At 61.5% G+C, this 12,153-nt stretch carries 14 protein-coding genes and 1 tRNA gene; 3 read left to right on the forward strand and 12 right to left on the reverse strand.

Annotated elements, in window-relative coordinates; translation table 11 throughout:
* Nucleotides 1–19 precede the first annotated feature (19 nt).
* Genes pstB through pstS form a run of 4 tightly spaced genes read right to left on the reverse strand, consistent with a single transcriptional unit; the run spans nt 20 to nt 3,782 of the window.
* The gene (pstB, locus tag NKH17_RS06210; RefSeq protein ID WP_254816571.1) at nt 20–823 is read right to left on the reverse strand and encodes a phosphate ABC transporter ATP-binding protein PstB; all 804 of its coding nucleotides are present in this window, start codon (nt 821–823) and stop codon (nt 20–22) included.
* Entirely contained in the window at nt 820–1,671 is an 852-nt protein-coding gene (pstA, locus tag NKH17_RS06215) for a phosphate ABC transporter permease PstA (RefSeq protein WP_023720929.1), read from the reverse strand. Before pstA ends, pstB begins: the two co-directional genes overlap by 4 nt.
* 3 nt (nt 1,672–1,674) lie before the next feature.
* Nucleotides 1,675–2,664 (reverse strand): phosphate ABC transporter permease subunit PstC, encoded by a 990-nt coding sequence (pstC, locus tag NKH17_RS06220; RefSeq protein ID WP_254816570.1) that lies wholly within the window; start codon nt 2,662–2,664, stop codon nt 1,675–1,677.
* Between the two features lie 59 nt (nt 2,665–2,723).
* A complete protein-coding gene (gene pstS / locus NKH17_RS06225) occupies nt 2,724–3,782 on the reverse strand; it encodes a phosphate ABC transporter substrate-binding protein PstS (RefSeq protein ID WP_352476192.1) in 1,059 nt (352 codons plus the stop codon).
* A gap of 653 nt (nt 3,783–4,435) precedes the next feature.
* On the opposite strand from pstS, the gene NKH17_RS06230 reads away from it, so the two are divergent.
* Nucleotides 4,436–4,789 (forward strand): hypothetical protein, encoded by a 354-nt coding sequence (locus NKH17_RS06230; protein ID WP_254816568.1) that lies wholly within the window; start codon nt 4,436–4,438, stop codon nt 4,787–4,789.
* 84 nt (nt 4,790–4,873) lie between these two features.
* On the opposite strand, the gene NKH17_RS06235 is transcribed toward NKH17_RS06230, so the two are convergent.
* Nucleotides 4,874–5,845 carry a DUF2865 domain-containing protein gene (locus tag NKH17_RS06235; protein ID WP_352801832.1) on the reverse strand — a complete coding sequence of 324 codons (972 nt, stop codon included), beginning with the start codon at nt 5,843–5,845 and terminating at the stop codon, nt 4,874–4,876.
* Nucleotides 5,846–6,172: 327 nt separating this feature from the next.
* On the opposite strand from NKH17_RS06235, the gene NKH17_RS06240 reads away from it, so the two are divergent.
* On the forward strand, nt 6,173–6,388 hold the full coding sequence (locus tag NKH17_RS06240) for a hypothetical protein (RefSeq protein WP_352649246.1): 216 nt from the start codon (nt 6,173–6,175) through the stop codon (nt 6,386–6,388).
* Nucleotides 6,389–6,422: 34 nt separating this feature from the next.
* On the opposite strand, the gene tolA is transcribed toward NKH17_RS06240, so the two are convergent.
* From tolA to NKH17_RS06260, 4 genes are all read right to left on the reverse strand, one after another.
* Nucleotides 6,423–6,827, reverse strand: a complete 405-nt coding sequence (tolA, locus tag NKH17_RS06245) for a cell envelope integrity protein TolA (protein WP_352801830.1) — start codon at nt 6,825–6,827, stop codon at nt 6,423–6,425.
* A 356-nt stretch (nt 6,828–7,183) separates the two neighbouring features.
* A complete protein-coding gene (locus NKH17_RS06250) occupies nt 7,184–8,047 on the reverse strand; it encodes a glutathione S-transferase family protein (protein WP_352898237.1) in 864 nt (287 codons plus the stop codon).
* Nucleotides 8,048–8,074: 27 nt separating this feature from the next.
* Entirely contained in the window at nt 8,075–8,656 is a 582-nt protein-coding gene (locus NKH17_RS06255; RefSeq protein ID WP_352801826.1) for a VOC family protein, read from the reverse strand.
* A gap of 405 nt (nt 8,657–9,061) precedes the next feature.
* Nucleotides 9,062–9,502, reverse strand: coding sequence for an SRPBCC family protein (locus tag NKH17_RS06260; RefSeq protein WP_023678521.1), 441 nt, complete (start codon nt 9,500–9,502; stop codon nt 9,062–9,064).
* A gap of 109 nt (nt 9,503–9,611) precedes the next feature.
* On the opposite strand from NKH17_RS06260, the gene NKH17_RS06265 reads away from it, so the two are divergent.
* Nucleotides 9,612–10,679 (forward strand): adenylate/guanylate cyclase domain-containing protein, encoded by a 1,068-nt coding sequence (locus tag NKH17_RS06265; protein WP_352801824.1) that lies wholly within the window; start codon nt 9,612–9,614, stop codon nt 10,677–10,679.
* Between the two features lie 514 nt (nt 10,680–11,193).
* Here the strand turns inward: NKH17_RS06265 and NKH17_RS06270 are convergent.
* The 3 genes from NKH17_RS06270 to NKH17_RS06280 all read right to left on the reverse strand — a co-directional run bounded on the left by NKH17_RS06270 (nt 11,194) and on the right by NKH17_RS06280 (nt 12,146).
* Nucleotides 11,194–11,268, reverse strand: a tRNA-Glu gene (locus NKH17_RS06270).
* A gap of 90 nt (nt 11,269–11,358) precedes the next feature.
* Nucleotides 11,359–11,766, reverse strand: a complete 408-nt coding sequence (locus tag NKH17_RS06275; protein WP_352801777.1) for a VOC family protein — start codon at nt 11,764–11,766, stop codon at nt 11,359–11,361.
* Nucleotides 11,763–12,146, reverse strand: a complete 384-nt coding sequence (locus tag NKH17_RS06280; RefSeq protein ID WP_254816559.1) for a fimbrial protein — start codon at nt 12,144–12,146, stop codon at nt 11,763–11,765. The genes NKH17_RS06275 and NKH17_RS06280 overlap by 4 nt, the downstream gene beginning before the upstream one ends.
* Nucleotides 12,147–12,153 lie beyond the last annotated feature (7 nt).

Genomic DNA, 12,153 nt, shown 5'->3' on the forward strand with positions numbered 1-12,153 from the left:
TATGCATGATCGGAACGGCTCAGCCGAAGCGGCCGGTGATGTAGTCCTGCGTGCGCTTCTCGCGGGGCGACGTGAATATCTTCTCGGTCCGGTCGAACTCGACCAGTTCACCCAGATACATGAAGGCGGTCTGGCGCGACACGCGCGCCGCTTGCTGCATGTTGTGGGTGACGATGACGATCGTGTAGTCGGCTTGCAGCTCGTCGATCAGTTCCTCGATCTTGGCCGTCGACAGCGGGTCGAGGGCCGAAGCCGGTTCGTCGAGCAGAATGACTTCCGGCTTCACTGCCACGGTGCGGGCAATGCAGAGCCGCTGCTGCTGGCCGCCGGACAGGCTCAAGCCGCTGGCGTTTAGCTTGTCCTTGACCTCGCTCCACAGCGCGGCCCGCTTCAACGCTTGCTCGACGCGGCCGTCCATCTCGGACTTGCCGAGATTCTCGTAGAGCCTGACGCCGAAGGCGATGTTCTCATAGATCGACATCGGGAACGGCGTCGGCTTCTGGAATACCATGCCGATCTTTGTCCTGAGGAGGTTGAGATCCTGCGACCGGTCGAGAATGTTCTTGCCGTCAAGCAGCACCTGGCCCTCGGCGGTCTGTTTCGGGTAGAGCTCGTAGATGCGGTTGAAGACGCGCAGCAGCGTCGATTTCCCGCAACCCGAAGGGCCGATGAAGGCCGTGACGCTGCGCTCGGGCAGCGACAGGCTGATGTCCTTCAGCGCCTTGCTCTGGCCGTAGTAGAAGTTGAGGTTCTTGACCTCGATCTTCGTCTTCTCGGTGACCGTTTCGGTCATCGTCATGTCTGGGGACAACATCTGTGTCATCTGTCCTCTCTGCGTCCGGTAAGGCTGCGGGCGAGGATGCTCAAGCCCAGAACCGTCAGGGTGATTATGAGTGCGCCGGTCCACGCCAGTTGCTGCCATTCCTCGTAAGGGCTGAGAGCGAACTGGAAGATGGTCACCGGCAGGCTGGCCATCGGCGCGTTGATATTGCTGCTCCAGAACTGGTTGTTGAGCGCGGTGAAGAGCAGCGGCGCCGTCTCGCCGGAAATGCGTGCTATCGCCAGCAATATGCCGGTGACGATGCCGGACAATGCGGCGCGGTAGGCGACCGAACGGATCACCACCCAGCGTGGTGCGCCGATCGCGGCACCGGCTTCACGCAACGCGTTCGGCACCAGGTTGAGCATGTCTTCAGTGGTGCGCACGACCACCGGAATGACCAGGATGGCAAGCGCCACGGCGCCGGCAATGGCCGAGAAATGTCCCATTGGCCGCACCATCAATTCATAGACGAACAAGCCGATGATGATCGACGGCGCCGACAACAGGATGTCGTTGATGAAGCGGACGACGGTAGTGATGCGCGAAAAGCGTCCATACTCGGCCATGTAGGTTCCCGCCAGCACGCCGATCGGCGTGCCGACGACAACGGCGATGATCGTCATCAGCAGGCTGCCCGCGATGGCATTGAGCAGGCCGCCGGCCTCGCCCGGTGGTGGCGTCATCTCGGTGAAGACCGCGAACGAAAGCCCGGCTGTGCCCTTGTAGACCAACGCACCGAGGATGAGCGCCAGCCAGGCAAGCCCGATGCCGGCGGCGACGACGCAAAGCGCCATCATCACCGAATTCCTGGCTTTGCGGCGGCTGTGGAGCGATGAGGATGTCGACATCGGTCAGGCTCCCGTACGGGCGTCGATCCGCATCAGCATATAGCGGGCGGCGGCAAGGATCAGGAAGGTGATGACGAACAGGATCAGGCCGAGCGCGACCAGCGAGGAGGTGTAGAGGTCGCCGTCGGCCTCAGTAAATTCATTGGCGATGGTCGCCGAGATCGTCGTGCCCGGTGCGAACAGGGAGGCACTGATGCGATGCGCGTTGCCGATGACGAAAGTCACCGCCATGGTTTCGCCGAGTGCCCGGCCGAGGCCAAGCATGACGCCGCCCATGATGCCGATGCGGGTATAGGGAATGACCACGCGCCGGGTCACCTCCCAGGTCGTGCAACCGATGCCGTAGGCCGACTCCTTCAGCACCGCCGGCACCGTATCGAAGACATCCTTGGTGATCGAGGTGATGAAGGGCAACACCATTATGGCGAGGATCAGCGCCGAGGTCAGAAGGCCGATGCCGTAAGGAGGGCCGGCGAAAAGGCTGGATAGTCCCGGCACGCCGTGGAAGATGTTGATGATGAAGGGCTGTATCGTCGTCTGCAGGAATGGCGCGAACACGAACAGGCCCCAGATACCATAGATGATCGAGGGAATGCCGGCCAATAGCTCAACCGCTATGCCGATCGGGCGCCTGAGCGGGCGCGGGCAGAGCTCGGTGAGAAAGATAGCAATGCCGATGCCGATCGGAACCGCGATCAGGATGGCGATGGCCGCCGTTACCAGGGTGCCGTAGATCGGCGCCAGTGCGCCAAATTTTTCCGTGACCGGATTCCAGCTCTCAGTCGTCAGGAAAGAAAAGCCGAAGGACGACAGCGCCTGCCATGAGCCGGCAAACAGCGAGATCGCGACACCGCCGAGGATGACCAGCACAAGGATTGCGGAAGCGCGGGTGAGTCCGCGAAATATGGCATCTGTGAGCGCGAAGCGCCGCACCGTAGCGTCCCTGGCCCGGGCTGCTGCAGATGATGGCATGGCATCGGAAGCGATGGTCATTGGGTCCTCGCGATTAAAGGCAACAGGGAGGGCGCCGTCGACGCCCTCCCTGGAGGAGATTACATAGCCGAGTAGAGCGGCTTGCCATCGTCGCCGACGACTTCCTTGGCCCACATGGCCTTGACGCTCTCAACCACCTTGTCGGGCATCGGAACGTAGTCCAGCTCGCCGGCCATCTCGTCGCCCTTGTCATACGCCCAGGCGAAGAATTTGAGCGCTTCGCCGGTGGTCGCGGCGTCGTCCGGCTTCTTATACAGGAGGATCCACGTCGCCGCCGTCATCGGCCAGGACTCGGCGCCCGGCTCATTGGCGAGGATCACCCCATAGCCCGGCTGCGAGCTCCAGTCGGCATTGGCCGCTGCCGCCGAGAACGCGGCTGCGGTGGGCTCGACCTTCTTGCCGTCCTTGTTGATCATGTCGGTGTGGGTGAGCTTGTTCTGCTTGGCGTAGGCGTATTCGACATAACCGATCGCGCCGCCGGTCTGGGAGACGTTGTTGGCAACGCCCTCATTGCCTTTGGCGCCGATGCCGACCGGCCATTCCACGGCCTTGTCGACGCCAACCTTTTCTTTCCAGTCCGCGCTGACGTCGCCGAGGTAATAGGTGAAGTTGAACGTCGTGCCCGAACCATCGGAACGGTGAACGACCGCGATCGCTTGCGAAGGCAGCTTGACGTCGGGATTGAGCTTCTTGATCGCCTCGTCATCCCAGCTCGTGATCTTGCCGAGGAAGATGTCGGCCAGCGTCGGGCCGTCGAGAACCAACTCGCCCGGCTTGATGCCTTCGAGATTGACGACCGGAACGATGCCGCCCATCACCATCGGGAACTGAGCCAGTCCGGACGCTTCAAGCTCGTCGCCCTTGAGCGGCGCATCCGAAGCGCCGAAGGTAACGGTCTTGGCCTTGATCTGCTTGATACCGCCGCCGGAACCGATCGACTGGTAGTTGAGGCCAACGCCGGTGTCTTTCTTGTAGGTGTCGGCCCACTTCGCATAGATCGGGTAGGGGAAGGTGGCGCCGGCGCCGGAGATGTCCGCGGCGAGCGCGGAGGACAGGGTGAGGGTGGTCGTCGCCGCCATTGCAATCGCAACGGCCGCCGAGCGGATGAAATGTCTCATGTGGCCTGCTCCTGTTCGGAATATGGTCTCTCGGCGCCATTCCTCCGGCGCCCGCTGAGGCCAATAGCCCCCGATTATTACAGTCGCATGACAGTTTCATGTCGCTCCGGTAACGTCGTCCAGCCGGGTTAAGAAGGAGCGGCCGCGGGCTTTGTCGGCATGGGCCGCGGTTTGCCGCTGGAATCAGCAGCTTGCGTGATTTCCGGCCGGCATCGTCGGCTCGGCGATCGCAGCCACCGGCTTTAAAAGAAAAAAACCGGACGGGAGCGCGTTGCATGCAGCCAGAACGTGTCATGGCCGCGCCATCGCCGAAACAGGTCCGTTGGGGTAAATCTGACCCTGTTTCTTGCCGGCGGTCGCTGCTCCCGCCCGTAACTGGAGGAGCGGAACTTCGAACATCCCATTGTCGCCACTGAGCGCGGCTTTGGTATGGTGCGATCGCACCATGGCCTTACGCTGGAAGCGTTGACGAATCGCAAGTTTCTAACTCGCGCTGGATCCCCATTCGCGCCCGACTCGGCGCTCGATCTTCGAGCAAGGCCTTCGACGGGAAGCGCGACGACTTCTACTTCACGGTATCTACTCCCTTCGCCCTATTCCGCCGGTTGTCGGTTAGGCCGAAGCGGCGTTATAAGCTTGCAGGGGTATTGCTGATGTCTCGACGGATTCTGCCTGTCTTTCTGTGCCTGGCGCTGCCTCTGGGAAGCGGCTGCGCTCGCAGCTATGACGGCACCGTGATCATTCCCAAGCCGCTCGATGTTCGCCGGTTCTGGGACCGGCCTTCGCCGCAGGCGCAAGCCGAACAGTCGCAACTGGAGACCGACGTCTTTCCAGTGGCGCCGCAAACGACGAAAAGGCCGGCGATGCGCAGGAATGCAGCTTCCGTTGCAGCGCCACGGAGGAGGGCCACCAACAACCCACCCGTGCTGTCGCCGGAGCCGACGAAGGCGCTAACTTGCAGGAACGTCAGCGAGCCCGGCAAACGTGCCCGCATGGTCTGCGAATAACCAGCCGACGTCGGTCGACGGCCCTACGCCTCGAAGCGGCTATCCGGTCAAAAGTTCGCCGTCTCGGAACATCGCCCGCCTAGGTCAGTTCGCCGGGAAAAAGGCCGGCCCGACCACTCTCACCGGCCGCGCGCCGATCGCCCTTTCGATCGACTGATGCTGGGCAGCGCCTTGCACCTCGGCAACCGGCGTTTTTGCCTCTGCAGGAACGGCACCGGCGGTTTCGATCCCGGATTCAGGAATTTCCGCGACGATGCCAAAATCCGGTTTTGCCGTCGGCAAAGGAATGATGGCGTTGGTCATGTTGGCCGGTGTCACGGTTCGTGCCCTGAGTTCGGCGACGCGCCGATAATAGCGCTTGACGTCGCAGGCCTTGAAGTTCGCGTCGTCGCGGTACCGGAACGCGGCAGGTAGCTCCACATAGGGTTTTCCCGACTGGAGCGCGACCATCTCTTCAGTCTCGCGAGTAGCGTCGCTCAGCGTGTAGAGGTCGACGCCGGCATCGTCGCAGATATAGCGGCACTGATCGACCGTTTCCTTCAGATCGTCGCTCTTGGCGAACTGCGATTTTGGCGCGGGGAAGAAATATCCGTCCGACAAGCGAACGCAAAACAGCATCCGATTGCCGCCCATTGTTGCGCCTGCGAACTGGGGTTTGGCTACTGTGCGCTGCTGCGCCGGCTGTTTCTTGGCAGCGGGGGCGGCGCAGCCCAGCGCGACAAACCTGGCCTTCAATCCGGACGTGTCCCTGCCCGAATTCGACAGTCTGGCGATCTGGCGTTGCACCTCCGCCTTGCTGGCGACCAGGTCGGCGCAGGGGTTGAAGAAGAAGCCGGCCGTTTTCGCCGTGCATCGGCGCTGTCTCTCCAGCCTTTGAATCGCGGCGAGTTGCCGGCGCAGTTGCGCAAGCTCGGGGCTGGTCCCGCCGCTGCGCCCCGCCGAAAGCAATTGGCTCCTGACAGCACCGCAGCTATCCGCGTAGGAGAAGGATGTGCCGAGCGCAATGGCTATTGCCGACACCAGCATCAGAATCGTGAGGAGCCAGAAGCGTGTCATTGGAACGACCATTGTCCTTGTTGCACCGAGAACAGGATTTCTTTGTCGAGTATGGATAAGTTCTGGCTAAATCAGTTTTATCTAATTGAAGTAGACCACACGACCATCGGAGACTTAAGTTCTAGTGTAGTACATCCACTCGCGTGAATTCAATATTACATTTTTATTTCAAGATTGAGACGAACCGGCAGCAACGACGCCCGCCACGGCGAAACTTTGAAGCGCGCGGCTGGTTCCGCACCGCGATCAATCCGGCGTTACCGGCCGGCCGTTGCTGAAACCTTAGCCCCAGGTTCGGCGTTGAGCGTCCAACGGAGGAGACCGCAAATGTCGATCCACTTCACTGTCGCGGGGCTGACCAGGAATCTGTTCCATTCACTTGGGTTGGACCATGAACGCGTACCAAGGCCACTCGACCACGAGCAGAGGCTTTTGCTGGAGTGCTATCTCGCCGGCCAGATTCCGGAATCGGCCTGGAGCGACTATGTCTTCGAGATGCCGGAACTGGCGCGACATGTCGAGGCCAGACGAAGCCGCCACTAGATCCCGAAAAGTGGAATCCGGTTTTTGGAAAAGATCAAGGCGAAGCCTTCACTCGCGGTGCAGCCTGTTCTTGTTTGGGCGAGTTGAATTGCAGAGTGAACACCTTGCCCGGGATGCCTTCGGCCAGCGCCGGTGAAAAGCTCAACGGCAGGCAATGGTCCACGGCCGCGACCGCCGCGTCGACAAAAGCTTGGCGCGCCTTCTCCTCGCCGGCGACGCGGATGGCGGTCGGCTTGGGCCGGCCGATCAGCGTGCCATCGCGCCTGAAGCTGAAGCTCAGGGTGACGGTGGAATTCCCGGCATTCGCCGGAGGGGTCCAGCACGCCTGGATGGCAGCCCCGACCTCGGGCATGGTGTTGAGCGTCGCTGCATTCGATTGACCGGTTGCGCCCACCAGCATGGCGCCTGCGATCACGATCATTCCAGCAATGCTTTTCATGGCAGGGCCTCTGTCCTTGAACCGCCCTCGAGGACGGGACGAACTTCGATGGTAGGGCCGACAACGGCGATGACAAGATGGCGGCGACGCGTTTCATCAGCCATGCAGGCGTCGTGAAACGCCGTCTGGCGCAACTTCGGCAGGGGCTGAAATAAGCAAAAGGCCGGCGCGCAGCCGACCTTTGCTTCCCTTCCGCGCCAGTACATCCGTGGTCGCGGGCTGGAGGTGGATTCAGTAGAAAGGGTTTAGGTTAACGAAACCTTAAGCTCCCCACATCGTGCAAACAGGGGAGATTAAAATCCCCAGTTCATTACCGGCTCCTGCAGACGTGCGGACGACCGCTATTGGCATGTGCCTCAGGCGTTGGCCTGCGACCTCACATAGGCGATATAGCCGCGCACGTCGCCGGCCGGCTCGGCATAGGCCTTGCCGAGCTTCTTCTCGATCGCCGCCATATAGTCTTTTGCCCATTGGGGCAACGCGTAGTCGATGACGGCGAGGAACTCGAGCGTCGCCGCCAGACGGATGTCGGCGATCGACGGGTCCTTGCCGCCGATGAACGGCTTGCCGTTCCTGAAGAAGGAGTGAAACACCTCCAGCGGCTCGGCTATCGCTTCCATAGCGGCCTTCTGGGCTTCCGACTTCTTGTCGGGATGAGCGTCGCTGTGGCCGACCTCGCCGGCATATTGCGGGAAATTCAGTGCAGGATAGGTGGCGCGCGCCACATAGGGGTAGAGCGTCCCGATCAGGTAGAACATGGCGCTGTCGATCATTGCCCGCTTGGCCGGCGCCTTGGGATATAGTTTCTCCAGGCCGTGCTTGTTGGCGAGGTACTGCATAATGGCGCAGCTTTCCCACAAGACACCTCTCGGCAGGCCCTTGTCCTCGATCATCGGCGTCAAATGGGCCGGGTTTCGCGCCATATATTCGGGCGAGCGCGTGAGGCCCCATACGTCGGTCTCGGAATGGTCGAGCCCGGCCGCGCGCGCGAACACCCGAACGCTCATATTGTTGACGCTCGGCTTCAGCATGCTGAGCGTGAGCGCCGGCTTTTTCGCCGGTTTCGCCTTGGTCTTCGCGACCTTTTTGGCGGAGACCTTCGTCGCCGGCTTTGCCACTTTCGCCGCTGACTTGGCGGCGGCTTCGGCCGCCGGCTTCGCTCCTGGCTTGGCTGCCTTGGCCGCGGGCTTCTTTGCACTCATGGTTGCTGTCTTTGCCATTATATCCTCCCTTTGTTCGGCGTGCCGTCAGTACGGATTTTTCGGTGCGCGATCCTCCGACAAGGTCGTGCGCGAACGCTCGACAAGCGCCTGGATCGCATCGGCAAGGTGCACCTCGGCGATGTTGTAGTCGCCACGCGCGACACGCAGCTTGTGCGCCTCCATCAGCACGTCGGCATGGCTGAAGCCGGCCGGCGGCTCGAAGCGGTAGGAGGCGAGTTCGATCAGCAGGCCGAGCGGATCCTCGAAATAGATCGAGTCCATGAAGCCGCGATCCTTGACGCCGCTGTGCTTGATGCCGCGCTCGTCGAGCCGGGCGACCGCCTGCAGGAAGGTGACGCGCGACACCGCAAACGCGATGTGATGCACGCAGCCCGTATCGGTCGGCGTGCGCCGTTTCTCCGGCGTGCGGCTCTCGTCGGTGAAGACGGTGATCAGCCGGCCATCGCCCGGATCGAAATAGAGATGGCTTTCGGTGGCTTTGTCGAGGTTGGGCTGCTCGAAGATGAAAGGCATGCCGAGCACGCCCTCCCAGAAATCGATCGAGGTCTGACGCCCGGCGCCGACCAGCGTGATGTGATGAACGCCTTGTGACTGCAGCTTCTGCATCTGACTCCTCCCGGCCACGCCGTCTTGCAGCCGAACGGAAGTTCGGATGCCCAGTCGCGCTTGGATCAGCGCCCGGCATGTGATCGCGCCCGGCCTCGCTCGCCTTCGCTCCGCATTCCGCATCCTGCAGGAGTGCGGCCGGAGCTTTGATGAACGGATGCTAGTTCAATCCGAGGCGTTGCGCCAGAAGCGCTGAGTTTCAAGAACTCCACGCAGGCGCCAAGAGCGCGGACGCCTTCGCCGAGCTCGCCGAAACGATCCGTGGCCGGCAGCTGTAATGGTGCGGCTGCCCGCAGGTCGCTGGGTTTCCCGAGCGGCCGGTTTGGCGACGGCAGGTCAAAGGGGCCTCGTTGACGCATGCCGCGCCTGGTTCGGATTACGGGCATCCGTGGCCCTAGATGAAAATCACATATTCTTCATCGGCACATCGGGATCGACATGTCCCCCATCGGCAGTGATCTTCAGCCTTGAGAGGTAGTGCTCCCATCCCCTTCGGTGGCTGTCACGCTCCTTTGCGTTCGGCAGTCCGCTATGCGTGAAGCGGATCAGTGTCCCCGCATCCCTCGCGATCAGGTCGATCTCGACATGGCTGGAGCCGGGCGGCACGGTCTCGTTGTCTTCCCAGCCAAAACTGTAGGCGAGACGGTGGACCGGGATCACCTCGGTGAACTCACCGCGCGCCATGTGGCGACCACCGACATTGACGAGGAACAGACCGCCCGGCGATGCATCCAAATTCGCTTCGGTCCCGATCCATCGCACGATCTGGTCCGGATCCGTCAAAAGCGCGAACACGGTCGCTTGTGGCGCCGCGACCTCAATCTCTGTGTAAACCGATTCCGCCATCGCTCACTCCAGGTCACATCCGCATCGAATGCCGTGCAAGCGAATATGGGGAGTTGCAAGAAGATGTTCGAGGCGTAAGCATAAGCCGGTGCCGAGTGATCTTCTACCGATGCTTCTCGCAAACTCGCTTTCATTCCTTCTGGACGACGCCGCGCATATTGGCGACGGTGGCCGACTTCTATTGCAGCTCTCAACGCATTTGATGGAAGACGGCTTGCCGATCATCGCCGGCGCACTGGCGCAGGATGCTCCCGACCCGATTATCTCACGCCGCATCTGGCTCTGGCGAGCGCCTGGGGGTGAAGTGGTCGAGGCTTTGGGGATAGGCGCCGACCGCCAGAATGCCGATCCCCGGCTCGTGCTGCGGGAGTGGCTTGGCACGACGCGGGCGATCGTGTTCGACGAGCGAGCGGGCGGTGTCGCACCGACTTTGGTGTGGGCGTTCGACCATACTCCGGATGATGCGCAGTCAGAGCTGCTGCGGCAAATCTCCCGGTTTGCTGCGGCTCCGATGACCGCACTCGCAGAACGGTCCGCGAAACGCGCATTGCTCGAAGCATATTTGGGAAAGCGCAGTGCAGCACATGTGCTCAACGGTCATTCTCGTCGAGTAAGGGGAGAGACGATACGGGCTGCGCTTCTGTGCGCGGACCTTCGAGGTTTCACTGATCTATCCGAGGTTTATGATGCAGACGAGATCGTATTGGTACTTGATGCCTGGTTCGATTGCGTCGCCGGCGCGGTGCACGCATTTGGTGGTGAGGTTCTCAAGTTTATAGGTGATGGCGTCCTCGCGATTTTCCCGATTGGCGAGCGCGATGCAAATGCCGCATGTGACGCTGCGGTCCGAGCCGTGAAGGCTACGCGCGCCGGGATAGATCATCTCAACCAAACTCGGCGCCGCAATGGCGGCCCCGAGCTCGGATATGGCATTGGCCTGCATGTCGGCGAGATACTCTGGGGGAATATCGGCACTGCCGGCAGGTTGGACTTCACCGCGATCGGCAAGGCTGTAAATCTTGTCAGCCGCATCGAAGGGCTGTGCAAGCCGTTGGGACGGACGGTGCTCGCGTCGACAGTGTTCGAGGCAGAAACTACCGAGCCGATGATCGCCATGGGCAGTCATCCGCTCGGAGGAATAGCAGGCGCGCAAACGCTTTTCGGCTTGCCGGAATAGATCGAATGGTTGAGCGCGCCGTGGATGTGCCGTTCGCAGCATATCTTAGTATCGTGCGAAGCCATGACTGAGAGAAATTCGAACGGCAAAGAAGCTACGATACTGCAACTGGAGTATGGCGGGTTTAGAGCCCAGCCATGCGCGTCGCGCGCAGCTTCGCTGGCCGGTGCTAAGGGCCGAGTATTCCCGGCATCCACCCTTCAAGGGAGAGGCGCCTTCGCCGAGCTCGCCAAAACGATCCGCCGCCGGCAGCTGTAGCTCAGGTCGGCTCCAGGCAGTGCCGACCAGCGTGATGGACGCCTTGCGATTGTAGTTTCTGTATCTGGGTCCCCCCGCGTGGCATCGACTGCCCTGGTCAGCGCGACGTTCTGCGCGCCGCTAAGCGGTGCCTCAAGACCCATGATGCAATGCTAATGCAATCAGCTCCGCTGCGCCAGAAGCGGCAATGAGCCAAACCCGCCGCGACCTAAGGCGATGGATCGGATTGATGGTTTGCCGAGAGCTTGGAGAGACTTGGTACGCCCAAGGGGAATCGAACCCCTGTTCCCGCCGTGAGAGGGCGGTGTCCTGACCGCTAGACGATGGGCGCGTTCAAGAACCGGCGATATAGGCTGACGGCTGGGAAAAAGCAACTAGGCTCAGGGCCACTGCTCGCACAGACGAAAAATCCGCTGCAAGCCTATCGTTTTGGCTCGATCAGGTCCCAGAGATTTCCATAAAGGTCGGCGAAGACCGCGACCGTGCCATAAGCCTCATGGCGTGGCGCTTCGCGGAACTTGACGCCTTTTTCGAGCATCAGCGCATGGTCGCGTGCAAAATCGTCGGTTTCGAGGAACAAAAAGACCCGCCCGCCGGTCTGGTTGCCGACGGCGTGCCTTTGCGCATCGCCGGATGCTTCGGCGAGAAGCAGCCGCGCGCCCTGCCCTTTGCCCGGCGTGATCGTGACCCAGCGTTTGCCGCCGCCGAGATCGATATCTTCGGTGAGCACAAAACCCAGCCGGTCGACATACCAGGAAATCGCCTCGTCATAATTTGCGACGACAAGCGCGACCGTGGCAATGCTGCGGTGTTCGGCAAAACCGGTCATTTGTTCCTGATCGCAAAACGGCCGACGATGCGGCGCTCGGTAATGTCATAGACGAAGATGGCGCGGCTGCCGTCGGGCAGCTCGGCGTCGATCGAAAGGTGATTGCCGGAGAGCGATTGGCTAATCACCCTGGCGCCGACCGGCAGCACGATGTCGCCGTTGACCGGTTCGCCGATCGGCACCTGGAAGTCACTGGTCAACGGCGGGGCGGCAGGCGGCGCGTTGCGCGCTTTGTAGACAAGTGCTGCTATCACCACCATAAGGGCGAGGAACAGCAGGCCGAGATTGATGGCGACGAAGCGGACGAGCTTCCTCCGCACCTTTTCGACCTCGGGGTCGAGTGGCTTTTCCTCGTCTTCGTCGGCAAGCGGCCGGGCCATGGCAGCA

This window comes from Mesorhizobium sp. M1334 (assembly GCF_040317995.1).
Taxonomy (GTDB): domain Bacteria; phylum Pseudomonadota; class Alphaproteobacteria; order Rhizobiales; family Rhizobiaceae; genus Mesorhizobium.